Consider the following 25981-nt stretch of genomic DNA (forward strand, 5'->3'; position numbering starts at 1 on the left):
GTGGAGCGAAGGTCAGTCGGTGCCCATGGTGACGGCCGGCAGCGCACCGGCCATCCGCCGCATACCGGCGAGCCAGCGATCGGGATCGCTCGCGCGGCGGGCGTACATCGTGGCCACCTCGGGGTGCGGCAGGACGAGGAAGCGCTCCTCCTCCATCGCAGTGAAGAGGTCGCGCGCCACGTCGTCCGGGTCGACGGCGTCCGGCTCCATGAGGGCCCGCCCAGCGGTGCCGGAGCTCCACAGCATGTCCGTGCGGACGCCCTGGGGACACACTGCATGGACGCGGATTCCCTTGTCGCCGTAGGTCATCGAAAGCCACTCGGCAAACGCGTATGCCGCGTGCTTGGTGACGGCATAGGGCGCGGCTCCGGGGATGGAGAGCAGGCCGGCGGCCGAGACGGTCGCGACGAACGTGCCACTCCCCCGCTCGAGCCACCCGGGCACGAGCAGTTTGGCGGCGCGCACGTGCGCCATCACGTTGACGTTCCACGAGACGTCCCACGCCTTCTGGGCCACGGCCTCGGTCCCTCCACGGGCGACGCCCGCGTTCGCGCAGTAGACGTCGATCTCGCCGAGGTGCTGACGGGCCGACTGGACGAGCGCCGCCACGCCGTCCTCGCTGGAGGCGTCGCCGGCGACCGCGAAGGTGTTGTCCCCCAACGACTCCGCCACGGCGGTGGCGGCCCCGGCGTCGAGGTCATTGACGACGACCCGCGCACCGGCAGCGACGAACGCCTTCGCGTACGCGGCCCCGATCCCCCGACCGGCGCCCGTGACGACGACGCCCCGGCCCGCCAGGTCGAGCGTCACAGGTTGCCGCCGAGGGTGACGCCGCCGTCGACGACGAGCGTCTGCCCCGTCACCCAGCCTGCATCCCTGGACAGCAGGAACGACACGGCTCCCGCGATGTCCTCCGGCAGCCCGAGCCGCTTGAGCGGGTAGGCCGAGGCGACCTTCTCCTCACGACCCTCGTAGAGCGCCTCGGCGAACCTGGTCTTCACGACGGCCGGGGCCACGGCGTTCACGCGGAGGGCCGGTCCGAGCTGGTAGGCCAGCTCCACGGTGAGGTGGATCAGCGCGGCCTTGCTCACGGCGTACCAGCCGATCGAACCGGTCGCTCCGAGGCCGGCGATGGAGGCGACGTTGACGATCGCACCGGGGTTGCCCTCGCTGCCGAGTCCGGCAGCGACGGCCTTCTGGGTCCAGGAGAACGCCGACAGGACGTTGACCTCCATGATCTTGCGCGCCACGTCGAGCGGGGCGTCGAGCATCGGCCCGTACACGGGGTTGATGCCCGTGTTGTTCACGAGGTAGTCGAGGCCACCGAAGGTCTCGCGGGCAGCCGCGAGGACCTCGTCCTGGTGCGCCTCGTCGGCGGCGTTCCCGGCGATGCCGAGGGCCTTGGACGGTCCGCCGAGGTGGGCGACCGCCTCGGCGAGGGCCTCGGGCTTGCGGGCCGTGATGACCACTCGGGCACCCTCGGCGACCAGCTTCTCGGCGATGCCGAGGCCGATCCCGCGAGAGGCGCCCGTGACGATCGCGACGGCGTTGTCGTGCGTCGGGTGGGTAGCCATGGGTGTCAGAGGCCGAGGTCGCGGCCGATGAGCTCCTTCATGATCTCGTTCGAGCCGGCCCAGATCTTCGAGACGCGGGCGTCGCGCCAGGCGCGGGCCACGCGGTACTCGTTCATGAACCCGTAGCCGCCGTAGAGCTGGACGCACTCGTCCAGGACGTCGTTCTGCACCTGTGCGGACCACCACTTCGCCTTGGCGGCGTCGACGGCGGTGAGGGTGCCGTCGGCGTGCGCGGCGATGCAGTCGTCGATGTATGCCTGGGTGACCTCGAGCTTGGTCTGCAGCTCGGCCATCTTGAACTTGTTGTGCTGGAAGGACCCGATGGCCTGCCCGAACGCCTTGCGCTCCTTGGTGTACTCCACGGTCTCGCGGAAGATCTGGAACGCGTGCGCGGTGTTGGCCACGGCGGCGCCGATCCGCTCCTGCGGAAGGCGCTGCATCATCGAGATGAAGCCCAGGCCCTCCTCGCCGAGCCGGTTCGCGTCGGGGACGCGGACGTTCTCGAAGAACAGCTCGGAGGTGTCGGCCTCCTCCTGGCCCACCTTGTCGAGCTTGCGCCCGCGGTTGAAGCCCTCCATGCCGGCCTCGACCATGAGCAGGCTGATGCCCTTGGCGCCCTTGGAGGGGTCGGTGCGCGCCGCGACGATCACGAGGTCGGCCTGGTAGCCGTTGGTGATGAAGGTCTTGGAACCGTTGAGGATCCAGTCGTCACCGTCACGCACCGCGGTCGTCTTGAGGGCTGCGAGGTCCGAACCTCCGGAGGGCTCGGTCATCGCGATCGCGGCGATGAGGTCGCCACTCGCCATGCCCGGCAGCCAGCGCTGCTTCTGCTCCTCGGTGCCCAGGTCCACGATGTAGGGCGGGCAGACGTCGGAGTGGATGCCGAAGCACGAGGACACCGCGAAGTTGAAGCCGGCGATCTCCTCGGCCGCCACCGCGTTGAAGCGGTAGTCGTCGGCGCCCATGCCGCCGAACTCCTCGGGGATGTCGAGGCCGAACAGGCCCTGCTTCCCGGCTTCCTTCCAGATGTCGCGGTCGACCGACTTCACCTCGAGCATCTGCTCGGCCCGTGGCTTGAGGTTGCGGTCGATGAACTCGCGGACGGAGCTGCGGAAGGCCTCGTGGTCGGGGCCGTAGATGTTCCGGGGCATTGCGATCCTCCAAGTGACTAAGCGCTTGCTTAGTCTGCGATGGCTGCGGCATGCTGTCAACCATGTCGACCCCCGTGCGTGCCGCTGCCGCGAGCGAGCCCGGCACCGACACCGCGCACCGCCTCCTCGAGGCTGCCGCGGAGGCCTTCGCCGACCGCGGCTTCCATGCGACGACGACACGCGACATCGCCTCACGCGCCGGCCTGTCACCCGCCGGGGTCTACGTGCACTTCGCCTCCAAGGAGGAGCTGCTCTACCAGCTCAGCCGCGAGGGGCACGAGGCCGCGCGCGACATGCTCGTCGAGGCGTCCGAGGCGGCGGGGTCCCCCACCGAGGCGTTGCGCGCCATCATGGGCACCTTCTCGCGCTGGCACGCCGAGCACTTCCGCGTCGCGCGCATCGTCCAGTACGAGTTCGGCAACCTCACCCCCGCCCACCGGGACGCCGTCCTGGGACTGCGCAAGCAGATCGACGCCGTGGTCCGCGACGTCGTCACCGCGGGGGTCGCCTCGGGCGAGTTCAGCGTCGAGGACGTCCCCGACACGACACTGGCCCTGATGTCGATGGCCGTCGACGTCGCGCGCTGGTACGACCCGGAGATCAAGCGCACCCCCGCCGCGATCGGCGAGGCCTACGCCGACCTCGGCATCCGCCTCGTCACCGCCCGCTGACCGACCCCACCGCGCCCGTATGGCGCAGGCTCCCCCGAAGGGGGCCCGCGCCATACGTCGTTGGTCGGACTACTTCACCTCGGACCGGCGCACGCGCCAGAAGCCGATGGCGAGCGGGAGAACCACCCACACCAGGCTCGACGTGCCGACCTGCGCCCAGTCCCGTGCCGACATGGCTGCCCCCTCGAGCAGGGGTTCGGTGGCGGCGCCGATGTCGAGCCATTGGCCGACGCTCCTCATCTGCTCCACCAGACCGGTGACGATCGACCAGACCGTCGGGAGGACGAGGTAGCCGACGATGGCCGCCGGGGTGTTGAGCAGGGACAGTCCGAACCCGACACCCTGGGCCAGGCTCAGGACGAGCACGAGCGCCACGCCCCACAGCATCCCGGCGGAGAGGGTCCACGGGCTGTCCGCGCCGCGCCCCTGGACGGCGACGAGGTTGGCCACCGCCGCGAGGGCCAGGGCGGCGACCAAGCAGCCCACCGCCGCGACCGTCGACGCGACCACCTTGGCCAGCACCACCCGGTGGCGCCGCGGCTCGAGCGCGAACGTCGTCAGTCCCGTGCGCTGGGACCACTCGGCGGTCGCGGCGAGGATGCCGACGATCGGCACGAGGAGCATCAGGGGCAGCGCGGTGGCCCCGAAGTACCCCTCGTAGCCGTGCGCACCTCCCCCGACGAACAGCATGATGGTGACGATGCCCGCGACGACCAGGCCGATGGTGACGAGCAGCCAGCGGCCGGCGCGTGTGTCGAGCTGCTTGCGCAGCTCCACGAGGGCGAGCCGCCCGAACGGGATCCCCGCCGTGGGACGCGCTCCGTCGATCCGCGGCAGCGAGACCTGGGAGCCGGGGCGCGTGACCGGGTGCGCGGGGTTGCCCGTCGCACCCGGCGCGGTCGCCGACGTGGGCTGGGTGCCGACCGGGGCGCTCATGCCGCCACCTCCTCACGGGCGGTGCTGGCGGTGAGCTCGAGGAACATGTCCTCGAGTCCGCGACCGTCCGCCTGCCGCAGCTCGACCAGGACGATCCCGTGCCGGGCAGCCGCGGCGCCGACACCGGCAGGTTCTGCCTCGGCGACGAGCCCGCCACCGGGGGCCCGGGTGCTGGCGATCCCCTCCGCTCGCAGCGCCCCCTCCAGGGCTGCGTCGTCGGTGGACCGGACCGTCGTGCCGGCCCCTCGCAGCAGCTCCGCCTTCGTGCCGGAGGCGACGATCCGGCCGTTCCCGATGACGACGATCTCGTCCGCGACGAGCTCGATCTCGTTCAACAGGTGCGACGAGAGGAGCACCGTGCCCCCGTCGTCGGCGAAACCGCGCAGCAGCGAACGCATCCACCGGATGCCGGCCGGGTCGAGCCCGTTCGCGGGCTCGTCGAGCACGAGGACCTCCGGGTCGCCCAGGAGGGCGTGCGCGAGGCCGAGCCGCTGCCGCATGCCGAGGGAGTAGTTGCGCACCCGTCGGTGGCTCTCGCGCTCGGTGAGCCCGACGACGTCGATCACCTCGTCGACCCGGCGGCGATCGACCCCCATGACCAGGGCCGAGAGGGCGAGGACCTCGCGCCCGGTCCGCCCCGCGTGCTGGTCGCTGGCGTCGAGGAGGACGCCCACGTGGCGCCCGGGGTTCGGCAGGGCGGCATACGGGCGACCGAGGACGGTCGCGGTGCCGGAGGTGGCGGGCGTCAGGCCGCACAGGATGCGCATCGTGGTGGACTTCCCGGCACCGTTCGGGCCGAGGAAACCGGTGACGAGCCCCGGCTTGGCGTCGAAGGTGACGTCGTCGACGGCCACCACGGGTCCGTAGCGTCTGGTCAGGCTGTTCACTGAGATCATGGAGCCAGCCTGCGGGCGCAGCGGTGGTCGCCACATCGGTCCGGGGCACCTGTGGGGTCATCCTTTGGTCTCGGGTCGCGGCCCGGAGGATGACGACCGGTCCCGGCTCGGCGGCATACGCTCGTCGCGTGCTGCTGCGAAACGCGTCCCCGCTCCCCCGCACCGTCTGGGGCGAGACGTGGCGCCTGCTGCTCGCACTCGCCGTGGGGCTCGTGCTGTTCGGCATCGTCCTCACGGACGCCGAGCAGCCCGGCGCGCCCCAGGTCCCCGAGGTGCTGCCGTTCCTCGAGGTGGTGTTCGGGGTCGTCGGGCTGGCGCTGCTGCCGTTCCGCCGCCGGTTCCCCCTTCCCGTGGCCCTGGCCACGGCCGCCCTCAGCGGGGTCTCGTCGCTGGCCGTCGGTGCAGGACTCATCGCCATGGTGTCCCTGGCCAGCCACCGTCGCTGGCGCCCGGTCGCCCTCGCCGCCCTGGTGTCCGTCGCCGGCGGCCTCACGTACGAGGCGCTGCGTCCGACCCGGGACGGCCTGTGGTTCAGCCTCCTCAACGTCGTCATCGGCGCCCTGCTCGTGTCGCTGACGATCTCGATCGGCTACTACATCGGCGCCCGCCGCGACCTGATGGCGTCGCTGCGCGACCGGGCCGACACGGCCGAGCGCGAGCAGGCCAGCCGGGTCGCCGAGGCGAGGGCGAACGAGCGCGCGCAGATCGCCCGTGAGATGCACGACGTCCTCGCGCACCGGATCTCGTTGGTGGCCATGCACTCCGGCGCCCTGGCCTACCGCAGCGACCTCACACCGGACGAGACGACGAGGACCGCAGCGGTCATCCGCGACAACGCCCACCTCGCCCTCACCGAGCTGAGGGAGGTCCTCGGCGTGCTTCGCGACCCGACCAAGGGAGACCTCGACGCCTCCGGCGTCGAACCACCCCAACCGAGCCTGGAGTCCGTGCAGGCGCTCGTCGACGAGGAGCGCGCGGCGGGTCGTGAAGTGGCTTCCTCGATCGAGGTCTCCCACCTCGAGGATGCCCCGAATGCTCTGTCCCGCAACGCCTTCCGCATCATCCAGGAGTGCCTGACCAACGCACGGAAGCACGCGCCGGGGGCGCCGGTCTCGCTCGCCGTGACCGGCGCACCGGGGGTCGGGCTGGACATCAGGGTGAGCAACGCCGTCGCGGTGCCTGCGCTGGCGCACCCCCTCCCCCAGTCAGGGATGGGCCTGGCCGGAGTGACCGAGAGGGCGGTGCTCTCGGGTGGTGAGCTGACCTTCGGCACCGACCGGCGCGGCCAGTTCGTCGTGCGCGCCCGGCTACCGTGGCGCGCATGAGCGAGACCATCCGCGTCGTCCTCGTGGACGACGACCCGCTCGTCCGCGCGGGCCTCGGCATGATCCTCGGCGGCGCGCCTGACATCGAGGTCGTCGGGGAGGCCGGTGACGGGGTCGAGGCGGTCGCCACGGTCGGCACCACGCAGCCCGACGTCGTGCTGATGGACCTGCGGATGCCCCGCCGCGACGGGCTCGAGGCCACCCGGCTCGTCGTCGCGGGACAGGCCGGGTCCGCGCGCCTGACGCCGACCCGGGTCATCGTCCTCACCACCTTCGACACCGATGACATGGTGGTGTCGGCACTGCGCGTGGGGGCCAGCGGCTTCCTCCTCAAGGACACCCCTCCCCAGCGCATCGTCGACGCGATCCGGTCGGTGGCGGCGGGTGAGCCGACCCTCTCGCCGACCGTCACGGCGCAGCTGATCGCCTCGGTGACGGCGGGCGACACCGACCGCTCGACGTCTGCGAGGTCGCTGCTGGACACCCTCACCGAGCGCGAGCGCGAGGTCGCCGTGGCCATCGGCCGCGGACGGTCCAACGCCGAGATCGCGGCCGAGCTCTACCTCGGTGTCCCCACCGTCAAGACCCATGTCTCCCGGCTGCTCACCAAGCTGGACGCCGACAACCGCGTGCAGATCGCGCTGATCGTCCACGACGCCGGGCTCACCTGAGGCCCCGCTCCCCGGCGACCCGGCCGGCGTTCGGTCCGGCCGTTGCCATCAGCGTCGGTCCCACTGCTCCTTGGTGATCTCGAACCGGTAGCCGCCACGCTCCGCGCCCTCGACGCCCTGCATGTCCTCGGGCGTCGGGATCTGTGCGACGACGGACATGCCGAGCTTCGACATCACCTTCTGGGAGGAGACGTTGGACGCCATGGTCTCGCCCCAGACCATGGTGACTCCGAGCTCCGCGAAACCCTTGTCCACCAGCGCCCGCGAACCCTCCGTGGCGTACCCCTTGCCCCACGCGTCCTGTCGCAGCCGGTACCCGACCTCGACCTCGTCCAGGGGCCCCGTCCGCAGCGGGCGCAGGAGGAACCAGCCGATGAAGTCCCCGGTCTCCTTCTCGTGGGCGGCGAACAGCCCGAACCGGCTGTCCCACCGCTCGTACGCGTTGAGCAGGCTCGGGATGACCTCGTCCCGCACGGCGTCCGGCGTCAGGTCCGGCTCGCCGCCGGTGAGGTACCGCATCACCGCCGGGTCGCTGTCGAGCTCGATCAGCAGGTCCGCGTCGTGCGCGGTGAACTGGCGCAGCAGCAGGCGATCGGTCTCGGCGTAGTCGGTCATGGCGCAAGCATGCCGATGGCGGTGCGCGCCGCCAACCGAGTTTCCTGCAGACCAGCGCGCGGCAGGTCGGTCAGCGGGCGCTCAGCGGCTCGACCTGCCGCACGAGCTCGGCGACCAGCCCGTAGGTCGCGTCCTCGGTGTTGTCGGCCAGTCCCATGATCACCGTGTCGATCCCGGCCTCGGAGAGCTTCCCGAACCGCTCCACCGTCTCGTCGACGGTGGCATACGGCATCCCGCCGGGGCCGCTGCCCGAACCGTCGCTGCTGACGGCCACCCGCGCCAGGACCGTCTTGTCGATCTCGTCGTAGTCGCGCCCGACGTCGTCACAGTGAGCGCGCAGGATGTCGAGCTTGCGCGGGATCCCCTCCGGGCCCAGACCGTTGTCGAACAGGTTGCACGCGTCGGCGTACTGGGCCACCAGTCGCAGCGTCTTCTTCTCGCCGCCTCCCCCGATGAGGATCGGCGGGTGGGGCCGGCTCAGGCTCTGGGGGACGTTGAGGGGCCGGTCGAGCCGGTAGTGCCGCCCGGCATACGGGGACTGGTCCCCGGCCCACATCTGCCGGCAGATCTGCAGCGTCTCCTCGAGCCGCTCGAAGCGCTCCTTGGTGGAGGGGTAGGGCACCCCCAAGCCACGGTGCTCCTCCTCGTTCCAGGCGGCACCGATCCCCAGCCAGGCCCGCCCACCGGAGAGGACGTCGAGACTGGTGACGGTCTTGGCCAGGAGTCCGGGGTGCCGGTAGGTGACACCGGTGACGAGCGTGCCCAGCCCGATCCGGCTGGTCTGTCCAGCAGCGAATGCGAGCGCGGTGTACCCCTCGACCATGTCGAGCTCCGGCGGCCCGATCATCGAGATCTGGAAGAAGTGGTCCATCACCCACAGGCTCGACAGACCCGCCCCCTCGCTGTTGCGGGCGATCCGGCCGAAGGTGGGCCCGATCGTGGCCGGCGCCCCCGGCCAGGAGAAGTAGGAGACCTGGTGTCCGAGTCGCATGCTCCATCCTGCGCACAGCCCCGCACCGACCACAACGGCGGGTGTGCCGCAGCCCGCGCCACCGGGTGGGTGGAGCGGGCTGCGGTGGTGCGCTACGGCTGCGGTGGTGCGTTGCGGCTGCGGCTGCGTCGGTGCGCTGGCGCGTCGGTCAGTCGCGGGTGAGCTTGCGGTAGGTCACCCGGTGCGGGCGGGCCGCGTCGGCACCGAGGCGCTCGACCTTGTTGGCCTCGTACGACTCGAAGTTGCCCTCGAACCAGTACCACTTGCTCGGGTTCTCCTCGGTGCCCTCGTAGGCGAGGATGTGCGTCGCCACCCGGTCGAGGAACCACCGGTCGTGGCTGATGACCACGGCGCAGCCCGGGAAGTCGAGCAGGGCGTTCTCGAGGGAGCCCAGCGTCTCGACGTCGAGGTCGTTGGTCGGCTCGTCGAGCAGGAGCAGGTTGCCGCCCTGCTTGAGGGTCAGCGCGAGGTTGAGGCGGTTGCGCTCGCCACCGGAGAGCACCCCCGTCATCTTCTGCTGGTCCGGGCCCTTGAACCCGAACTGCGACACGTAGGCCCGCGAGGGGATCTCGACCTGGCCCACCTGGATGTGGTCGAGGCCGTCCGACACGGTCTCCCAGAGGTTCTTCTTCGGGTCGAGGCCCGAACGGCTCTGGTCGACGTACGACATCTTGACCGTCTCGCCGATCTTGACCGAACCGCCGTCCGCCTCCTCGAGGCCGACGATGGTCTTGAACAGCGTGGTCTTGCCGACGCCGTTCGGGCCGATGACGCCGACGATGCCGTTGCGCGGGAGCGTGAACGACAGGTCCTCGATGAGGACGCGGTCGCCGAAGCCCTTCTTCAGCTTGTTGACCTCGATGACGGTCGAGCCCAGGCGCGGACCCGGCGGGATCGCGATCTCGTCGAAGTCGAGCTTGCGGGTGCGGTCGGCCTCGGCCGCCATCTCCTCGTACCTGGCCAGTCGGGCCTTGGACTTCACCTGGCGGGCCTTGGCGTTGGAGCGGACCCACTCGAGCTCGGTCGCGAGGCGCTTGGCCAGCTTGGCGTCCTTCTTGCCCTGGACCTCCAGACGCGCCTGCTTCTTCTCCAGGTAGGTCGAGTAGTTGCCCTCGTAGGGGTAGGCGCGGCCGCGGTCGAGCTCGAGGATCCACTGCGCGACGTTGTCCATGAAGTACCGGTCGTGGGTGACCGCGACGACGGCACCGTGGTAGGCGGCGAGGTGCTGCTCGAGCCACAGGACCGACTCGGCGTCGAGGTGGTTGGTGGGCTCGTCGAGCAGCAGGAGGTCGGGCTTCTGCAGGAGCAGCTTGCACAGAGCCACGCGGCGGCGCTCACCACCGGAGAGGACCGTGACGTCGGCGTCCGGCGGCGGGCAGCGCAGGGCGTCCATGGCCTGCTCGAGCTGGGAGTCGAGGTCCCAGGCGTCGGCGGCGTCGATGGCCTCCTGGAGCTTGCCCATCTCCTCCATCAGCGCGTCGAAGTCGGCGTCGGGCTCGGCCATCTCCGCGGAGATGGCGTTGTAGCGGTCGAGCTTGGCCTTGATCTCGCCGGCGCCCTCCTCGACGTTTCCGAGGACGGTCTTGGACTCGTTGAGCTCGGGCTCCTGCATGAGGATGCCGACCGAGTACCCCGGCGTCAGGCGGGCCTCGCCGTTGGACGGCTGGTCGAGCCCGGCCATGATCTTGAGGACCGAGGACTTGCCGGCGCCGTTGGGTCCGACGACGCCGATCTTGGCCCCGGGATAGAAGGAGATGGTGACGTCATCGAGGATGACCTTGTCGCCATGGGCCTTGCGGGCCTTCGACATGACGTAGATGAACTCGGGCATGGGGGCAAGGCTAACGGCCACCGCCCCCACGCCCGAATCCGCGTGCCGCCGTCTCAGACGGCGGTGAGCTCGCGACCGGAGTCCTCGCGCTCCGGGTCCTCCCGGTCGGCTTCGCGCGGCACCAGTCCCGTGGGCTGGGGCACGACGTCGTACTCGTCGTTCGCCGCGTCGAGCCCGCTCCCGGCCTCGAGCTCGGCGTGCACGGACTGGATCGCCTCGTCGGAGAGCCGGTCCGTCTGGTCCATCTGGGCCCGGCTCACCCTGACCAGCTCGGTGGTGCCCCACGTGAGGTCGTGCCCCACCGTGTAGGCGTCGATCTCGACCGAGGTGGCCGGGATGTTGTCGCTGCGCATCCACTGGTTCACCCGCATCCGGCCGTAGACGACCACGGGGTCGCCCTTCTTCAGCGAGTTGGCGACGTTGGCCCCGAGGGTCCGGAACGCCGTCACGTTGAAGAAGTTGGTCGGGCCGTCCTCGTACTCGCGGGTCTGCGGGTTGGGCCGGCGCACCGTCGACGCCAGCCGGAACGCCGTGAAGGGCACTCCCCCGCGTGTCGTCCGCGACTCCGGGTTGGCCACCAGTCGTCCCTGGACCGTCGTGTAGATCTCGTTCATGTCGTCCACCTCATCCTCTTCGTCCGTCCCCATCAGCGGGGTTGGACGCAAGGGTGGCGAGCGACGAGGGGCCGCGGGAGGGTGGACGCCGGCACCTGTGGACAGCCGGTGACAGGACGACGAGGTGTGGACGGGCTACGGGTCGGGCCCTCAGGCAGAGGCGCGGTCGAGGCCTTCGCGGGCCGCCCGGTGCCTGGCCAGCACGGCACGCACCGGCCCCACGATCCGCTCCGCGGCCACCGCTGCGACCGCGTCGGTGAGGCGGCCACGGATGACCTGCCCTCGCCGGCGCGCACCGAGGCGGGCCAACCACCGCGCCAGCGCGGCGAGCGCCAGGCCCAGCAGCAACCCGCCGGCGAACATCAGCAGCGGGTACGGCACCGGCCCGAGGCTCGGCGTGCTGACGTCATGGATGGCCAGCCACCCCAGGACGACGAGGACCACCAGCCACACCAGGCCGAGCACGGCCACGAGGGAGAGCAGCAGCTGGGCGATCCCGAACACCCGCCACCACAAGGGTGCCCGCATCCTCAAGGAGGTGCCGACGACGGCCTGGTCGAGGGCGTCGGAGAGCTCGGGACCGGGCGGCGTCGCCGCGTCGGACACGGCTTCCGCCCACCGGTGCGGCAAACCCTCGGCGGCACCGTCGCCCACACCCCGGGTCGCGAGGTCGACGGCGGCCCTGGCCGCCGGGGTGGGCGGGGGAAGGGAGGAGCGGCCCAGGACCGAGCGGACGTCCCCCGCGGTGACGGCGAGCTTCTCCTCCACGGAGTCACGGGTGTTGAGCCGCAACCGCTTCATCGGGTCGGGGCGCAGCGCACGGACCCAGCGCGTGAACGGCCAACCGGTCCTGCTCCAGGCCTGGTTGCGGTAGTCGCGCTCCACGGCCGCGACGACCGTCGGGATCCCCGCGGCACGGGACAACGCCTCGACGAGGGCGGCGTCCACGGTGTCGGGCAGGGTGGGCTCGGTGTCGGCGACGTCGACCCGGAGGCGGCCGGACGTCGCACGGATGTCGGCCGCCAGCCGGGCCTGCGCGGCGTTCCGGGCGGCCACGGCGGTGCCCAGCCGCATCGCCAGCTCGTCGAGACCCGTGCGGGTCGTCGCGGACGTCGCGAGGACCTGCACCCCGGCGATGCCGTCCTCGGCGGTGAGGCGCGCGAGATCCCCTCGGATCTGCGTGACGGCGTCCGCCGACAGGCGGTCTGCCTGGTTGAGGACCACCACGGTGACGGCGTCGTGCGTCGACAGCACCTTGAGGAAGTCGTCGTGCAGCCGGGCGTCGGCGTACTTCTGGGGGTCGGTCACCCACACGAACACGTCGACGAGCTCGAGCACGCGCTCGGACTCGAGCCGGTGGGCCTCGACGCGGGAGTCGAAGTCGGGCAGGTCGAGGAGCACGAGGCCGTCGAGGTTCCAGGTCACCGCAGGGGCACCCTTCGACGGCTTCCCCCCGCCGGTCGCGGGAGCACCTGTGGGAGCTGCCTGCACGTGGTGCCGCTGCGCCACCTCGAGCCAGTCGAGCAGGTCGCTCGCGTCGTCGTCGCCCCAGACCGCGGCGATGGGGCGCGAGGTCGTCGGGCGCCGAGCGCCCACGGTTGCCACGCCATCACCGACGATCGCGTTGAACAGGCTGGACTTCCCCGAGCCCGTGGCGCCCGCGAGCGCGACCACGGTGTGGTTGCCGGACCTGGACGTGCGGGCCGTGACCTTCTCGATGACGGCTCGGGCGTCGACGACGCGGCCGGGGTCGAGCTGGCTCCCCCCGGCCTCGAGGGCGTCACCGAGGGCGGCGGAACGCTCGCCCAGCTCCTCGGCGCTCATCCCCTTGACCTTGCTCCGGCCCATGATCAACGGGCTCATCGAACCGCCTTCACCGCTGCTGCGGCATCTGCCAGGCGCTCGGCCCGGTCTTCCCTGGTGGCCACGCCCTCGAGGGCGTGGTCGTAGCGGAGCTGCTCCGCGGCATACAGCTCACGCACCCGCTCGAGGAGGCGGTTGCGGGCGCGGATGGCCATGTCGCGCACGGCCTGGTCGCCGAAGATGGCCTCGAGCACCTTCTGCGCGAGCACCGCGGTCCCGCCGGCGATGCCGACCTCGGCGCCGGCGAGGAGCCCGCCGGTGTGCGCGAACACCACCAGCATGAGGATCACACCGATCCCGTTGAGTCCGTATGCCGCGATGCGGGCCGTCGTGCGCCGGTCCTTGCCCTCGCTGCGCACCATGTCGAGCAGCTCGCCCTGCCAGTCGCGCACGAGGCGCTCGACGGAGGCGGTGAACTCGGGCGAGGCCTTGGCCATGCCCGGGTGCGCCTGGAGCACGGAGTCGCCGCCCGGCAGCTGACGCCACTGGCGGACCACGGTGGCGGCCGCTCCCTGGCCCTGCGACTGGATGAGGGCGGCGACACCGGTCTGCAGTGCCTCGCCGAGGTCGCCGGACGGGGGTGGGGTGCCCTTGATCGCGGCGGTGATGCGGTCGCGGACCTTGGAGATGGTCGACTCGACCTGCTTGAAGAACTCGCCGGTCCCGACGTACTCCTGCCAGCGGGCGAGCACCTCGCCACGCAGGAGGGTCCCGTCGGTCATGCCCTGCTCGACGTGGAGGACGGCGTCGCGGTAGGACAGCTCGGCCGCCTCGTGGAGCGCGGTCACGGCCGTCACCTGGTCGCGGGTCGAGCCGACGAGGGAGACGGTGCGCTCCTCGAGGGAGCCCAGCGCCCCGTCGAGGGTCTGCTTGACGATCACCGCGCGGGCCCGGGCGTCGCTCGCGAGCGCCGACAGCCACGACCGCAGTCGGGCGACGTCGGCCTCGGGGAGGCGACCCTCGGAGGTGAGGGTGGCCTCCGGGATGCCGAAGATGGGCGCGGTCGACAGTCCCTGGTCGCGCAGCATCGACGCGAGGTGGCTGCGGATGTCGGCCATCGCCTCGGGGGGCACCCGGTCGAGGACGATCGCCACGGCGGTGCCGCGCTCGGAGGCCTGGCGCAGCAGGTCCCACGGGACGGCGTCGGCGTAGCGCGCGGCCGTGGTGACGAACAGCCACAGGTCGGCCGCCGCGAGGAGCTGCCCGGCCAGGGCACGGTTGGCACTGACCACCGAGTCGATGTCGGGGGCGTCGAGCAGGGCCATGCCCGGCGGCAGGGAGCTGGACGCCACCATCCGCAGCGAGGCCTCGCCGTCGTCCTCGGTCGCGGCGCCGGTGACCCGGCTCAGACCGGGCAGGATCCGGTCGTCGAGGAACCAGCGCTCGTCCTTGGGGTGGTGCACGAGGACCGGGGTGGTGGTCGTCGGCCGCAGCACTCCCGACCGGCTCACCTGGGCGTCGACGATGGAGTTGACCAGCGTCGACTTGCCCGCGCCCGTCGAACCACCTACGACCGCGAGCAGCGGGGCGTCCAGCGACCGCAGCCGCGGGATGACGTAGTCGTCGAGCTGTTTGAGCAGCGAGTCACGGGTCGCACGACCCGTGGCCACGCCGGGGATGTCGAGCGGCAGCTCTGCGTCTGCCACCTGGTCTCGGAGGGTCGTCACGGCGCCCAACATGGACATGGCGTCGTCCCGGGAAATCACACCGCAAGCCTAACGAACCGGACCGCATGCAACCTGCCACGACAGACCGTTGCGGACCCCTCATCGGTAACGATCGGGTCGTGCGCCCCCTCCGGAGGACCCAGAGGCCCCTCCGCGGCGGGTTCACGAGGGTGGTCCGGTGCCGCCGAGGCAGTGACGGGAGGCCGGCTACCGCCGGAAGTACCCGTCGTACCCGCTCGCCGTGGACCCGTCCCCCGAGTCGCTCTCGCGCGGCTGGAGGCGCTCGACCGGCTCGATCTGCTCCACCTCGTCGACGAAGATCGAGTCCCCGTCACCGCCCCGCACAGGGCGGGCGGACCGAGACGCGCGCGGAACCTTCAGGTTCGGGAACCGACCGGTTCGGACCGTCGGGATGACCGGACCGGCAGGTCGCCCGACCTCACCGTGCTCGGTCACCGCCACGGTCCTGGGTGTGCCGACGTCCGACGCACTCCCCTCCGGCACCCCGGCCACGAGCCCGGCCAGGGAGTCCTCGAGGTCGTCCATGTCGGGCAGCCGGGCCCACCACAGTCCGAGGGGGGCCAGCAGCAGGAGCGCACCCAGGGGCCAGGACAGGTTGCCGATCACCTGCTCGTGGTACCCCGGGCCGATGCTGCCCGAGATGACCCCGGGGTCGGTGGAGGCGTACGGGTTGTCGCCGAACAGGGCGATGATGCAGATGGCGCTCGCCACGAGGGAGAGCAGGGCCGCGACCGCCCACAGGACGAGCCACTCCCACCGCAGGTACCGCGTGTGGCTGACGGGCTGGCACCGGTGCAGGACCACCAGCAGGCCGGCGAGGGACACGGCGACGACCAGCACGCTGACGGGCGCGCGGTACCCGCCGAAGAGGGCCATGCCGATGATCCGCTGCATCAGCGAGACCGTGGGCACCCCCGACCCGAGGCCGGACTGGCCGGTGTACTGCGCGCCGAGGGCCCATGCGGATCGCGCCTCGATCAACGCACCCACGAGAAGGGCCGCCACCCCGACCTCGGCCACGCGCACGGTGAGGAACCACACCTGCGCCCCAGACAGCTCCCTCGCCTTCTGCAGCATCCCCACCCCTTCGTCGGTCCGACAAATCTATCCCGGTCGGAGGCGTCCACAATGGTGCGATGCGCATCTTTGCCGCGGTCGTGCCCCCGGAGGACGCCCTCGAGGACCTGGCGGACTTCCTCGACCCCCGACGGGACACCGACCGCGAGCTCCGCTGGACCGATCCCTCGCTGTGGCACATCACCCTCGCCTTCATGGCCGACGTCCCCGAGGGTCGCCTCGACGAGGTCGCGCTCGCCGTGGCCGAGGCCGCCGCCCACCGCGAACCGTTCGCCTCCCGGCTGCACTCGGGTGGGGCCTTCCCGCACGCGGCGGACGCCAGGGTCCTGTGGATCGGGGTCGACGGCGACGACGAGGCCAGGGGCTCCCTGGCCGCGCTGGCGCGCAACGTTCGGTCGTCCTGTGCCCACGTCGGCGCCACACCCGAGGGCGGTGGCTTCCAGCCGCACCTCACCGTGGCCCGGGCGCGGCACTCCTTCGAGGCGACCCGCTGGCTGCGGGTGCTCGACGCGTACTCCGGTCCGCGGTGGAACGCCGACGAGGTGACGCTGTTCGCCTCGCACGCGCCGTCGGGTGGCCGCCCGCGCCAGTACCGCCCTGTCGCGACGATGCCACTCGGTGGCGAGGAGTGAGCCCAGCCGCCGCTGCCCTCGCCCCGGTCGTCGACGTCCACCCGTATGCCGCCCGCGAGGCCTTCGCCGCGCTCCTCGCCCACGCGGTGCCCGGGCTCGAGCGGGTCGAGGCATCGACCGGGACGTACGAGCGGCTGGTGCCGACGCCGGCGGGACCGCGCCTCGTGCAGGCGCACTTCGCCGGGGACCAGGTCACCGTCAGCGCCCGGATCAGGCCAGGGTCCGTCGACCAGCTCGGCGCCGTCGGCCACCGGGTACGACAGTGGCTCGACCTCGACACCGACCTCGCGGCAGCTGCCAGGCACCTGGGCGGCGACCCCGTCCTGGGGCCGCTCGTCGCCGCGAACCCGACGCTGCGGATCCTGGGCGCCTTCGACGGTTTCGAGGCCACCGTCATGACGGTGCTCGGCCAGCACGTCTCGCTCCAGGCCGCCCAGACCTTCGCCGCACGACTCGTCCAGCGCTGGGGAGTCCTCGATGCAGACTCCACGCTGCGCGAGTTCCCATCCCCTGCAACACTTTCCGTCGCCGACGCCACGCAGCTTCAGTCGGTTGTCGGCGTGACCGGGGCACGGGCTCGCACCGTCGTGGCCCTGGCGCAGGCCTGTGCGCAAGGGCTGGTCATCGCACCCGACTCGGACCACAGCGAGGTCCGGCGCCGCCTCCTCGCGCTGCCCGGCATCGGGCCGTGGACCGTCGACTACGTCGCCATGCGGGCACTCAGGGACGCTGACGCGTTCCCCCACGGCGACCTCGTCCTGCGCAAGGCCCTCGACCTCCCGACCCAGCACGAGGTGCTCACCCGGTCAGCGGGCTGGGCCCCGTGGCGGGCCTATGCGGCCATCCACCTGTGGCACCACGCGGCATACGCGAAGCACCTCTGACCACGCCGGAGCGGCGAGCCGGCACGTCCGCGCCCCAGGCTCATCGGCATGGGATGGCGCCCCCGGCAGGACTCGAACCTGCGACCCAGTCATTAGAAGTGACTCGCTCTATCCGCTGAGCTACGGGGGCCAGTGGGCCAGAGACTAACCGATCGCGAAACATCCTCCTGGCGGACGCCTTCCGCATCCTTCCCGCGATCTGAGGTCTCAGTCAGAGCTCGCTGCCGCCTGCGGCGCGCGGGCCGACAGCTGGGCCGTGCGGCGCAGGGCGAGCTCGGCGAGCAGGGCCGCCCCGTCCGGCACGACCGAGTCGTCGAAGTCAGCCCGCGGCGAGTGGTTGTCGGGTGCAGAGTCGTGGTCGGCCGCGGGACAGGCGCTGAGGTTGACGTACGCGCTGGGCACGAGCTGACCGACGAACGAGAAGTCCTCGGACCCCATCTCCGGATCGCGCTGGTGGCTGTAGCGGTCGGCGCCGAACAGGTCGACGATGGTGTCCTTGGCGAAGGCGTACTCGGCCTCGTCGTTGACCGTCACGGGGTAGCCGGGGAGGTGCTCGACGACGGCGGTGAGGCCGTGGGCGGCGGCGAGCTGGGTGCAGAGCCGTTCGATCTTCGCGCTGACCTCGGCTCGGGCCTCCTCCGAGAGGCTGCGCACGGTCGCCTCGAACACCGCCTCGTCGGGGATGATGTTGTCCTTGGTGCCGCCGACGAACTTCCCCACGGTGATGACGACCGGGTCGAACACGTCGAACTGACGGGTGACGAGGGTCTGCAGGGCCACGACGATCTCGCAGGCCACGGGGATCGGGTCCTTGGCCCGGAACGGCTGCGACCCGTGTCCACCCTCGCCGACGATGGTCACCCTGACCTCGTCCGCCGCAGCCATGAGCGGACCGGGACGGCCGAACCAGACCCCCTTCGCGTACTCGGACGAGTAGACGTGCAGGGCGTAGGCGGCGTCGACACGACGGCCGGCAGCCTCGAGCAGGCCCTCGCGAATCATCGGCTCCGCTCCCCCGGGTCCCTCCTCCCCGGGCTGGAACATGAGCACGACGTCACCCTCGAGCTCGTCGCGCAGCTCGTGCAGGATCCGCGCCGCACCGACCAGGCCCGCGACGTGGAGGTCGTGGCCGCAGGCGTGCATCCGGCCGACGTGGCGTGAGACGTGGTCGAGGTCGAGGTCCTCGGTGACCGGCAGGGCGTCCATGTCGCCGCGCAGCAGGACGACCGGGCGGTCCGTCCCGGTGCGCGAGCCGCCACGGCCGCGCAGGACCGCGACGACCGACGACAGCTCGCGACCCAGCGTGACCTCGAGGTCGAGGCCGTCCAGCGCGTCGAGGACGGCCCGCTGCGTGAGCGGCAGGTCCATGCCGACCTCCGGCACCTGGTGCAGCTCGCGCCGGAGTCGGATGAGGTCGGGGCCGATGGTCGAGGCGATGTCGAGGGTGCGCACGACCTGCACGCTAGTACGCGCCGAGGAACTCCCGGCGTCGCGCCGTCAGCGCGTCGAGCAGCTCGCGCTCGGTCTGCAGGGCCTGGTCGTCGGCTGCGCTGTGGTGCATGCGCGCACGGAGGAGGGCGAGCTCGCTGGCGGAGTCCTGGAAGCTGCGCATCGACGCCAGCGACGCACGCCCGGCCGACCGCGCCCACACCCGTGCGCTGCGCCGACCCGCCATGGTCGACAGCATCTGCACCTCGCTGGGCGAGAGCCAGCCGGCGTCGGCGTACGCGCTGAGGTAGCGGCCGATGAGCCGCCCCTCGCGTCGACGGGCCCACACCACGAGCGCGCCGAACGCCACGAAGATCGGCACCTCGACGAACAGGTAGACGGTGACCAGCCCGGCGCCTCCGGTGACGGCAGCCAGGTTCCAGATCGCGTGCAGCAGGGCGGCGAGGACGTACCCCGCCACCGGTGCGGCGACCTTGAGGACCCGGCTGCGGGTGGTGGCCGCGATCCCGATCCCGATGCCCGTCATCACCGTGAAGATCGGGTGGGCGAACGGCGTGAACAGGCACCGGGCGATGAACGTCCCGGTGAGGGCCGCGTCCCCGCCGTCGGCGTAGGCCAGGCCGAGGTACTGGATGTTCTCGGTGAAGGCGAAGCCGGCGGCGACGATCCCGGCATAGACCATCCCGTCGATGATCCCGTCGAACTCGCGTCGACGCAGGCGCCAGACCAGGAGCACCAGCAGCCCCTTGACCGCCTCCTCCACCAGCGGCGCGGAGAAGATCGCCGTGGCCAGGCCTGCAGTCTCGGTCCCGCCGGTGGCGGCCTGGAACGCGATGTTGGCGCCGGTGTTGAAGATCCCGGCCAGCAGTGCCGCGACGAGGGCGCCCCACCCGAACGCCACGAGCAGGTACCGGGTCGGCTCGGCCTCGAACCGGTCGAGCCACAGGAAGGTCGGGATGACGACGCCGAGCGGGATCGCTGCGAGCAGGATGGCGAGCAAGCTCGTCACGACGCCGAGCGTGGCCCCGTAGTAGACGGCGAGGACGACCGCGGCCAGGGCGAAACCGATGACGATGACGCCCGCGAGCAGCCACCGCCGCAACGTCCCACGACCGCTGCGCCGCACCGGACCGGAGGGGGCCGCCCCGGGCGCGCCGGCGGCATGCCCCGCCTCTTGTCCCCACGTCATGACGGGCAGGCTAGTGCAGCGGGCCCCGCGACGCGGGGCACGTGTCCGGGGGTGGCCATAGGGTGTGCGGGTGACGCAGAACCCCACCGACCGCTCCGTCAACGACCGCATCGTCTGGATCGACTGCGAGATGACCGGGCTGTCCCTCGAGAACGACGCCCTCATCGAGGTCGCGGCGCTCGTGACCGACTTCGAGCTCAACCAGCTCGGCGACGGTGTCGACGTCGTGATCGCACCGCCCGCCGAGGCGCTCGAGCAGATGGACGACTTCGTGCGCAACATGCACACGTCATCCGGCCTGCTGGACGAGCTGGCCGGCGGCACCACGATGGAGGCCGCGGAGAAGCTGGTGCTCGACTACGTCCGCGAGTGGGTGCCAGAGCCGCGCAAGGCCCCCCTGGGCGGCAACACCGTCGGCACCGACCGCAACTTCCTCCTGCGCGACATGGCCGAGCTCGAGGCCCACCTGCACTACCGCATCATCGACGTGTCCTCGATCAAGGAGCTGTCGCGGCGCTGGTACCCCCGCGCCTACTTCAGCTCCCCCAAGAAGTCCGGTGGCCACCGCGCGCTCGCGGACATCCGCGAGTCCATCGCCGAGCTGCGCTACTACCGCGAGGCCGTGTTCGTGGCCCAGCCCGGTCCGGACAGCGTCACCGCCAAGTCCATCGCGGCCCGTCACGTCGTCGACCACGGCACCGAGCCCGTCGCGGACGCCGGCGGCTCCCCCGGCTGATCGCGAGCACGTATGGCGCGGACCACGGTCCGCGCCGCAGGGACCCACCCGGGGTGGTCACGAGCACTGCCCCGGAGCAGGTACGATGGTCCACGCTTACGCGGCCGGCTCCTTTGTCCGGTCGTGTCGCATGGTGGGCGTAGCTCAGCTGGTAGAGCACCGCGTTGTGGTCGCGGGGGTCGCGGGTTCAAGCCCCGTCGCTCACCCCATACCGAACGGCCCCGGGTCTGCAGAGATGCAGACCCGGGGCCGTTCGGCGTTTTCCGTGCGACTTTGCGCAAGTTCGAGCATTTGCTTGCCGTGGCTGCGCTCGCGGCGTCAGGATGTGCAGCGGCCGGGGGGACCGCACACGGGTGGTCGTACGGCACGACGAAGGGGGAAGATCATGTCGGTTCGACGTCTGCTGGGGGGCGCGCTCGCGTTCCTCGTCGCCGGGGCGGTGGTGGTGCCGGCCACGACCACCGCGGCCTCCGGAGCCACACCGGCACCCGACCGCACGAGTGCGGTCGAGGCCCGCCGGGTCGACTCCCTGCCGGTCCCCAAGATCACCTGGTTCGACTGCAGCGTGATCACGCCGCGCGGCGCCTGCGGCACCGTGCGCCTGCCCGTCGACTACGACCAGCCCAAGGGCGCCACCACCGAGGTGGCCCTGTTCCGGGTCAAGGTCGCCGACCCGAAGAAGAAGATCGGGACGCTCTTCCTCAACCCCGGCGGACCCGGCGGCTCGGGCGTGCAGTTCGCCGCCGCGGCCCCGTTCTTCCTCGCGCCGGACGTCCTGGCGAAGTTCGACATCGTCGGGGTCGACCCCCGCGGCACCAACTTCAGCGACAACGTCCGGTGCTTCAAGGACCTCGGGGCGCAGGCGAAGGCCCTGTCGGGGCTCAACACGCCGTTCCCCACGACGGCGACGCAGCGCGAGGCCTACATCAAGTCGGCCATGGCCTTCGGCAAGACCTGCTCGACCGCGGGGCAGCCCCTCGTGTCGTCGATGTCGACCGCAGAGGTCGCCCGCGACATGGACGTGCTGCGGCGCACCTTCGGCGACACCAAGCTCTCCTACCTCGGGTTCTCCTACGGCACCTACCTCGGCCAGGTCTACGCGAACATGTTCCCGGACCGCGTCCGTGCGGTGGCCATCGACGGTGTGCTCGACCCCGTCGCGTGGTCGGGCAGCCAGGGTGCGACCCCCGAGCCGCAGACCCAGCGCCTCAAGTCGGGCGAGGGTGCCTACCGCGCCCTGGTGAAGATCCTCGACCTCTGCAAGACGTCCGGGCCCGACTTCTGCAACCTGGCCGCCATGGGTGACCCGCGGACGCTGTTCAACCAGGCGATGGCCGACCTGAGGGCCAATCCGATCGTCATCTCCGACCCCGAGACCGGTGAGGTCTTCTTCACCCTCGACTACGCCACCGCCACCGCGATGCTGCTGGGTGACCTCTACAGCCCCGACGGTTCCATGTTCGTCGACTGGGACCTCAGCAGCATCGTCTCGATCACGCAGGACCCGATGGCTCGCAAGGCGGCCACCCGACGGGCCGCTGCTGCCCTCCAGGCCCGTGCCGAGACGAAGGCTGCCGCTGACCGAGCCGCCAAGGTCAAGCTCGCCAAGGCCGGTGCGAGGGCCGGATGGGGCTTCCCGTACGACAACTCCCCCGAGGCGTTCCAGTCGGTGCTGTGCAGCGACGGGACCAACCCCAGCTCAGCACGCCTGTGGCCCTACTTCACGGCGACCGCGCAGCGCAACGCCCCCGGTTTCGGACCGCTCTGGTCCTGGGCGTCGGCCCCGTGCGCGTCCTCGACGTGGACGGCGACCGACGAGGACGCCTACCGTGGGCCGTTCACCAAGCGGACCGCCAACCCCGTGCTCGTCGTGGGCAACTACTGGGACCCCGCCACCAACTACGCCGGCGCGGTCAAGGCGTCCACGCTGCTGCCGAACAGCCGGCTGGTGTCCAGCAACAGCTGGGGCCACACGGCATACGGCACGTCCGAGTGCGTCACCAAGGCCGTGGACACGTACCTGCTGACTGCCGCGGTGCCGCCGGTGGGCACCCGGTGCGTCGGTGACCAGCAGCCGTTCACCGACCCGATCGAGCAGCCGCAGGAGCAGCTGCGCCAGAGCGGTACGAGTCGCATCCTGCCGCCGGTGGTGGCACCGGTCCAGGGGGCTCTCCCCCGCCTCTGACCGGAGCACTCCGCAAGGACTCCGCAGCACCGCACCACCCGCACCACCCGACAGGGCGTCTCGCACGAGGCGCCCTGTCGGCGTCCCGGTGCGGTGCGAAACCTCGTCAGCGGCCAAAGATTTCCCCAAGGCGCCCCTCCTAGCCTCGCCGCACATCGCAGGAGGGGGAACACATCCATGTCCGCACCACAGTCCGCACCACTGTCCCGTCGGGACCTGCTCAAGGCCGGCGTGCTCGGTAGCGCAGCGCTCGCGTTCCCGTTGGAGCGCTCGGTGAACGCCGGCTCGGTCCTCGACGCGAGGATGCCCGCGAGCAAGCTGCCCGTGCCGTTCACCGTCCCGTTCGCCACGCCACCCGTGCTCGCGCCCTACCGCAGCTACGGGACGACCGACCACTACCGCGTCGAGATGAAGCCCTTGATGGCGGACGTGCTCCCCGGGTTCAAGACGCCCTTGTGGGGCTACAACGGGCTGGTCCCGGGCCCGACCATCTCGGTCGAGCAGGGGCGACAGGCCGTGGTCCGCCACGTCAACAACCTCCCGGCGCGGCACCCGGTGCTCAAGTACGCGCCGTGGACGTCCGTCCACCTGCACGGGTCGGCCTCCAAGCCGCAGTACGACGGCTACGCCAGCGACGTCACCAACCCCGGTCAGTACAAGGACTACCAGTACCCGAACTTCCAGGCCGCACGGACGCTCTGGTACCACGACCACGGCGTCCACCACACCGCCGAGAACGTGCTCATGGGGCTCGCCGCGCAGTACCACCTGCACGATCCCCTCGAGCGCTCGCTGCCCATCCCGCACGGGGAGTTCGACGTGCCACTCATCGTCAGCGACGCGATGTTCCGGAACGACGGCTCCCTGCTGTGGAACAACAACGACGAGTCAGGGATGTACGGCGACGTCATCCTCGTCAACGGGCGCCCGTGGCCGGTCATGAAGGTCAAGCGCCGCAAGTACCGTTTCCGGCTGCTGAACGCCTCGATCTCCCGGTCCTACGCCTGGTCCCTGGACTCGGGCGAGCCGTTCACCGTCATCGCCACGGATGGCGGCTTCATGCCGTCACCGCAGGTGGTCAAGTCGTTCCGGCACGGGATGGCCGAGCGGTACGAGGTCGTCATCGACTTCAGCAAGTACCCCGTCGGACGACGGGTGGTGCTCAAGAACACGAGCCCGAAGAACAACATCAACTACACCAACACCGACAAGGTGATGGCCTTCACCGTCGTCGGGGACGACTTCGACCCGACCGACAACTCCGTGCCCGACCAGCTCAACCCCACCAACCCGGTCATGGCCCTGCAGGTCTCGGACGCCGTGGCCACCCGCCGCATCGACCTCGTCCGGTCGAACAGCAAGTTCACCATCAACGGCCACACGTGGGACGACGTGGTCGCCAGCGGCCACTCCCTCGTCGAGGCCAGCCCGCACGACGGCGACGTCGAGCTGTGGGAGATCCGCAACCTGTCGGGCGGCTGGTTCCACCCCACGCACATCCACCTCATCGACTTCAAGGTCGTCGACCGCAACGGCAAGCCGCCGATGCCGCACGAGCTCGGCCCCAAGGACGTGGTCTACGTGGGCGAGAACGAGACGGTCCGGGTGCTCGCCCGGTTCGAGGGGCGGGGCAAGTACATGATCCACTGCCACAACCTCGTGCACGAGGACCACGACATGATGAGCCAGTTCGAGGTGCTCGGCCCCGAGGCCGGTGACGATCCGCTCGGCGACCCGTGCCAGTCGCTGCCGGAGCCGCCCGACGACGACCCGGTGGCCGGCTGATGTCGGCCGAGACCTACGTCGGCGACGTCCGCACCGACAGCGCCGACACCCGGCTCGCCACGGGGACCACCGCCGCGTGGGCTGCAGCGGCCGCCGCGGCGGTGGCGGCTGCCGTCCACCTCGGCGTCGCCCCCGAGCACCTCCGCGACTCCGTGCTGCACGGCGGGTTCTTCGTGCTGCTGGCGCTCGGCCAGGCGGGGTTGGCATGGGGCCTCCTGCACGCCCCGACCGTGCGGCTCGCGCACCTCGGCCTGGTCGGCACCGTGGGGGTCGTCCTGCTCTACGTCGCCAGTCGCACGATCGGGCTCCCGGCGTTCGCGGGCAGCGCCTCCGGGCACGCCGGCCACGGCAGTGCCGCCCTGGTGCACCAACCCATCCCTGGGACCATCGGGCCCGGCATGCCGGTGATGCCGGGGCTCGAGGGCCGGGTGGGGGTCGAGGCCGTGGGAGCCCTGGACCTGCTGGCCCTCGGCGCCGAGCTGGCACTCGTCGTGGCCCTGCTCGCCGTGCTCCCCGCACGCCAGCGCGCTGTCGCGACCAACCTCGTCCTCGGGGTCGGGGTGAGCCTGTGGGCGGCCGCCCTGCTCCTTCGCGCCTGATGACGCAGGTCCCGCCTGCCGCGGTCCTGGGCGCGGACCCGGACGCCTCCCGGACACCGTCCGGGCGCCCTGGTCGATGGGCCACGACCACGCTGGTCGTCCTCCTCGCCCTGGTCGTCGTCCTGACGTGCGTGGCCCGTCCGGTCCGGGTGCAGGCCCACAGCATGGAACCGACCTACCGCCCCGGCGACCACCTCCTGCTGCGGACGTGGCGCTCCGGCGCCGAGCTGCCCCGACGCGGGACCGTCGTCGTCGTCCGTGCGCCCGACGGTGAGGACCTCGTCAAGCGGGTCGCGGCGACCGCAGGCGACGAGGTGGGCATCGCCGACGGCCGGCTGGTCGTCGACGGCGCGCTCGTCGACGAACCCTGGCTCGACCAGCCCTCCGTGGACGGCACCTGGTTCGGACCGGTAACGGTCCCCCCTGGACAGCTCTTCGTCCTCGGCGACAACCGGGCCGACTCGGTGGACTCCCGCCGACTCGGACCGTTGCCGTTGTCCGCCCTCGAAGGCGTCGTGGTCGCGCGGCTCTGGCCACCGGACCCCAAGGTTTTCCGAAGGGCTCGTTCCTAGCGTCACCATTTGTCCGCCGATCTGCGGACATAGCCTCATGAGGGAGA

Annotated in this window: 24 protein-coding genes and 2 tRNA genes; 11 read left to right on the forward strand and 15 right to left on the reverse strand. The window is 71.3% G+C overall.

The features are described 5' to 3' along the window. Positions 1-12: 12 nt before the first annotated feature. Genes ASC58_RS16445 through ASC58_RS16455 form a run of 3 tightly spaced genes read right to left on the reverse strand, consistent with a single transcriptional unit; the run spans position 13 to position 2725 of the window. Entirely contained in the window at positions 13-810 is a 798-nt protein-coding gene (locus ASC58_RS16445; protein ID WP_056917792.1) for an SDR family oxidoreductase, read from the reverse strand. Next, entirely contained in the window at positions 807-1574 is a 768-nt protein-coding gene (locus tag ASC58_RS16450) for an SDR family oxidoreductase (RefSeq protein WP_056920049.1), read from the reverse strand. The genes ASC58_RS16445 and ASC58_RS16450 overlap by 4 nt, the downstream gene beginning before the upstream one ends. Positions 1575-1579: 5 nt before the next feature. Beyond that, positions 1580-2725 carry an acyl-CoA dehydrogenase family protein gene (locus tag ASC58_RS16455; protein WP_056917794.1) on the reverse strand — a complete coding sequence of 382 codons (1146 nt, stop codon included), beginning with the start codon at positions 2723-2725 and terminating at the stop codon, positions 1580-1582. A gap of 62 nt (positions 2726-2787) precedes the next feature. On the opposite strand from ASC58_RS16455, the gene ASC58_RS16460 reads away from it, so the two are divergent. Further along, positions 2788-3396 (forward strand): TetR/AcrR family transcriptional regulator, encoded by a 609-nt coding sequence (locus ASC58_RS16460; RefSeq protein WP_235529282.1) that lies wholly within the window; start codon positions 2788-2790, stop codon positions 3394-3396. Positions 3397-3465: 69 nt separating this feature from the next. Here the strand turns inward: ASC58_RS16460 and ASC58_RS16465 are convergent, their stop codons facing one another. Next, positions 3466-4332 (reverse strand): ABC transporter permease, encoded by an 867-nt coding sequence (locus ASC58_RS16465; RefSeq protein WP_056920051.1) that lies wholly within the window; start codon positions 4330-4332, stop codon positions 3466-3468. Then, the gene (locus ASC58_RS16470; protein WP_082553413.1) at positions 4329-5228 is read right to left on the reverse strand and encodes an ABC transporter ATP-binding protein; all 900 of its coding nucleotides are present in this window, start codon (positions 5226-5228) and stop codon (positions 4329-4331) included. Before ASC58_RS16470 ends, ASC58_RS16465 begins: the two co-directional genes overlap by 4 nt. 128 nt (positions 5229-5356) lie before the next feature. Between ASC58_RS16470 and ASC58_RS16475 the strand changes: the two genes are divergently transcribed. Then, positions 5357-6553 (forward strand): sensor histidine kinase, encoded by a 1197-nt coding sequence (locus ASC58_RS16475; RefSeq protein ID WP_235529283.1) that lies wholly within the window; start codon positions 5357-5359, stop codon positions 6551-6553. After that, a complete protein-coding gene (locus ASC58_RS16480) occupies positions 6550-7224 on the forward strand; it encodes a response regulator transcription factor (protein WP_056920054.1) in 675 nt (224 codons plus the stop codon). The genes ASC58_RS16475 and ASC58_RS16480 overlap by 4 nt, the downstream gene beginning before the upstream one ends. Before the next feature lie 48 nt (positions 7225-7272). On the opposite strand, the gene ASC58_RS16485 is transcribed toward ASC58_RS16480, so the two are convergent. The 7 genes from ASC58_RS16485 to ASC58_RS16515 all read right to left on the reverse strand — a co-directional run bounded on the left by ASC58_RS16485 (position 7273) and on the right by ASC58_RS16515 (position 15903). Then, positions 7273-7839 carry a GNAT family N-acetyltransferase gene (locus ASC58_RS16485; RefSeq protein ID WP_056917800.1) on the reverse strand — a complete coding sequence of 189 codons (567 nt, stop codon included), beginning with the start codon at positions 7837-7839 and terminating at the stop codon, positions 7273-7275. A gap of 70 nt (positions 7840-7909) precedes the next feature. Further along, entirely contained in the window at positions 7910-8830 is a 921-nt protein-coding gene (locus tag ASC58_RS16490) for an LLM class F420-dependent oxidoreductase (RefSeq protein ID WP_056920055.1), read from the reverse strand. Positions 8831-8978: 148 nt separating this feature from the next. Next, positions 8979-10661 carry an energy-dependent translational throttle protein EttA gene (gene ettA / locus ASC58_RS16495; RefSeq protein WP_056920056.1) on the reverse strand — a complete coding sequence of 561 codons (1683 nt, stop codon included), beginning with the start codon at positions 10659-10661 and terminating at the stop codon, positions 8979-8981. A 53-nt stretch (positions 10662-10714) separates the two neighbouring features. Beyond that, positions 10715-11275, reverse strand: coding sequence for a single-stranded DNA-binding protein (locus tag ASC58_RS16500; protein WP_162246865.1), 561 nt, complete (start codon positions 11273-11275; stop codon positions 10715-10717). Positions 11276-11425: 150 nt separating this feature from the next. Further along, positions 11426-13138, reverse strand: a complete 1713-nt coding sequence (locus ASC58_RS16505) for a GTPase (RefSeq protein ID WP_056920058.1) — start codon at positions 13136-13138, stop codon at positions 11426-11428. After that, positions 13135-14805 (reverse strand): dynamin family protein, encoded by a 1671-nt coding sequence (locus ASC58_RS16510; protein ID WP_369796250.1) that lies wholly within the window; start codon positions 14803-14805, stop codon positions 13135-13137. Before ASC58_RS16510 ends, ASC58_RS16505 begins: the two co-directional genes overlap by 4 nt. A 207-nt stretch (positions 14806-15012) precedes the next feature. After that, positions 15013-15903, reverse strand: a complete 891-nt coding sequence (locus tag ASC58_RS16515; protein WP_157598555.1) for a hypothetical protein — start codon at positions 15901-15903, stop codon at positions 15013-15015. Between the two features lie 59 nt (positions 15904-15962). On the opposite strand from ASC58_RS16515, the gene thpR reads away from it, so the two are divergent. Together thpR and ASC58_RS16525 are read left to right on the forward strand one after the other, a co-directional pair. Further along, positions 15963-16535 (forward strand): RNA 2',3'-cyclic phosphodiesterase, encoded by a 573-nt coding sequence (gene thpR / locus ASC58_RS16520; RefSeq protein ID WP_056917807.1) that lies wholly within the window; start codon positions 15963-15965, stop codon positions 16533-16535. Next, positions 16532-17419: a DNA-3-methyladenine glycosylase gene (locus ASC58_RS16525; RefSeq protein WP_082553388.1), complete on the forward strand. Its 888-nt coding sequence runs from the start codon at positions 16532-16534 to the stop codon at positions 17417-17419. Before thpR ends, ASC58_RS16525 begins: the two co-directional genes overlap by 4 nt. Before the next feature lie 54 nt (positions 17420-17473). On the opposite strand, the gene ASC58_RS16530 is transcribed toward ASC58_RS16525, so the two are convergent. From ASC58_RS16530 to ASC58_RS16540, 3 genes are all read right to left on the reverse strand, one after another. After that, positions 17474-17549 (reverse strand) — tRNA-Arg (locus ASC58_RS16530). Between the two features lie 77 nt (positions 17550-17626). Further along, on the reverse strand, positions 17627-18871 hold the full coding sequence (locus ASC58_RS16535; protein WP_056920132.1) for a M20 family metallopeptidase: 1245 nt from the start codon (positions 18869-18871) through the stop codon (positions 17627-17629). Positions 18872-18881: 10 nt separating this feature from the next. Next, positions 18882-20057, reverse strand: a complete 1176-nt coding sequence (locus ASC58_RS16540; protein ID WP_056917808.1) for a PrsW family intramembrane metalloprotease — start codon at positions 20055-20057, stop codon at positions 18882-18884. Positions 20058-20127: 70 nt separating this feature from the next. On the opposite strand from ASC58_RS16540, the gene orn reads away from it, so the two are divergent. The 6 genes from orn to lepB all read left to right on the forward strand — a co-directional run bounded on the left by orn (position 20128) and on the right by lepB (position 25934). Further along, positions 20128-20793 (forward strand): oligoribonuclease, encoded by a 666-nt coding sequence (gene orn / locus ASC58_RS16545; protein WP_255353308.1) that lies wholly within the window; start codon positions 20128-20130, stop codon positions 20791-20793. A gap of 133 nt (positions 20794-20926) precedes the next feature. Further along, positions 20927-21002 (forward strand) — tRNA-His (locus ASC58_RS16550). A gap of 176 nt (positions 21003-21178) precedes the next feature. Continuing rightward, on the forward strand, positions 21179-22978 hold the full coding sequence (locus ASC58_RS16555; RefSeq protein WP_056920061.1) for an alpha/beta hydrolase: 1800 nt from the start codon (positions 21179-21181) through the stop codon (positions 22976-22978). A gap of 177 nt (positions 22979-23155) precedes the next feature. Beyond that, positions 23156-24763 (forward strand): multicopper oxidase family protein, encoded by a 1608-nt coding sequence (locus ASC58_RS16560; RefSeq protein WP_056920062.1) that lies wholly within the window; start codon positions 23156-23158, stop codon positions 24761-24763. Further along, positions 24763-25362 (forward strand): hypothetical protein, encoded by a 600-nt coding sequence (locus ASC58_RS16565; RefSeq protein ID WP_056920063.1) that lies wholly within the window; start codon positions 24763-24765, stop codon positions 25360-25362. The genes ASC58_RS16560 and ASC58_RS16565 overlap by 1 nt, the downstream gene beginning before the upstream one ends. After that, positions 25362-25934: a signal peptidase I gene (gene lepB, locus ASC58_RS16570; RefSeq protein ID WP_056920064.1), complete on the forward strand. Its 573-nt coding sequence runs from the start codon at positions 25362-25364 to the stop codon at positions 25932-25934. Before ASC58_RS16565 ends, lepB begins: the two co-directional genes overlap by 1 nt. Positions 25935-25981 lie beyond the last annotated feature (47 nt).

It is taken from the genome of Phycicoccus sp. Root101 (genome assembly GCF_001426245.1).
Lineage (GTDB): Bacteria > Actinomycetota > Actinomycetes > Actinomycetales > Dermatophilaceae > Pedococcus.

What these genes read in the sequence shown, in the direction of transcription:
- ASC58_RS16490 (WP_056920055.1), bottom strand. Translation starts at nt 8,830, where the DNA reads ATGCGACTCGGACACCAGGTCTCCTACTTCTCCTGGCCGGGGGCGCCG.
- ASC58_RS16485 (WP_056917800.1), bottom strand. Translation starts at nt 7,839, where the DNA reads ATGACCGACTACGCCGAGACCGATCGCCTGCTGCTGCGCCAGTTCACC.
- ASC58_RS16540 (WP_056917808.1), bottom strand. Translation starts at nt 20,057, where the DNA reads ATGACGTGGGGACAAGAGGCGGGGCATGCCGCCGGCGCGCCCGGGGCG.
- ASC58_RS16470 (WP_082553413.1), bottom strand. Translation starts at nt 5,228, where the DNA reads ATGATCTCAGTGAACAGCCTGACCAGACGCTACGGACCCGTGGTGGCC.
- ASC58_RS16500 (WP_162246865.1), bottom strand. Translation starts at nt 11,275, where the DNA reads ATGAACGAGATCTACACGACGGTCCAGGGACGACTGGTGGCCAACCCG.
- ASC58_RS16480 (WP_056920054.1), top strand. Translation starts at nt 6,550, where the DNA reads ATGAGCGAGACCATCCGCGTCGTCCTCGTGGACGACGACCCGCTCGTC.
- lepB (WP_056920064.1), top strand. Translation starts at nt 25,362, where the DNA reads ATGACGCAGGTCCCGCCTGCCGCGGTCCTGGGCGCGGACCCGGACGCC.
- ASC58_RS16555 (WP_056920061.1), top strand. Translation starts at nt 21,179, where the DNA reads ATGTCGGTTCGACGTCTGCTGGGGGGCGCGCTCGCGTTCCTCGTCGCC.
- ASC58_RS16465 (WP_056920051.1), bottom strand. Translation starts at nt 4,332, where the DNA reads ATGAGCGCCCCGGTCGGCACCCAGCCCACGTCGGCGACCGCGCCGGGT.
- ASC58_RS16565 (WP_056920063.1), top strand. Translation starts at nt 24,763, where the DNA reads ATGTCGGCCGAGACCTACGTCGGCGACGTCCGCACCGACAGCGCCGAC.
- ASC58_RS16455 (WP_056917794.1), bottom strand. Translation starts at nt 2,725, where the DNA reads ATGCCCCGGAACATCTACGGCCCCGACCACGAGGCCTTCCGCAGCTCC.
- ASC58_RS16515 (WP_157598555.1), bottom strand. Translation starts at nt 15,903, where the DNA reads ATGCTGCAGAAGGCGAGGGAGCTGTCTGGGGCGCAGGTGTGGTTCCTC.
- ASC58_RS16450 (WP_056920049.1), bottom strand. Translation starts at nt 1,574, where the DNA reads ATGGCTACCCACCCGACGCACGACAACGCCGTCGCGATCGTCACGGGC.
- ASC58_RS16505 (WP_056920058.1), bottom strand. Translation starts at nt 13,138, where the DNA reads ATGAGCCCGTTGATCATGGGCCGGAGCAAGGTCAAGGGGATGAGCGCC.
- thpR (WP_056917807.1), top strand. Translation starts at nt 15,963, where the DNA reads ATGCGCATCTTTGCCGCGGTCGTGCCCCCGGAGGACGCCCTCGAGGAC.
- ASC58_RS16460 (WP_235529282.1), top strand. Translation starts at nt 2,788, where the DNA reads ATGTCGACCCCCGTGCGTGCCGCTGCCGCGAGCGAGCCCGGCACCGAC.
- ettA (WP_056920056.1), bottom strand. Translation starts at nt 10,661, where the DNA reads ATGCCCGAGTTCATCTACGTCATGTCGAAGGCCCGCAAGGCCCATGGC.
- ASC58_RS16560 (WP_056920062.1), top strand. Translation starts at nt 23,156, where the DNA reads ATGTCCGCACCACAGTCCGCACCACTGTCCCGTCGGGACCTGCTCAAG.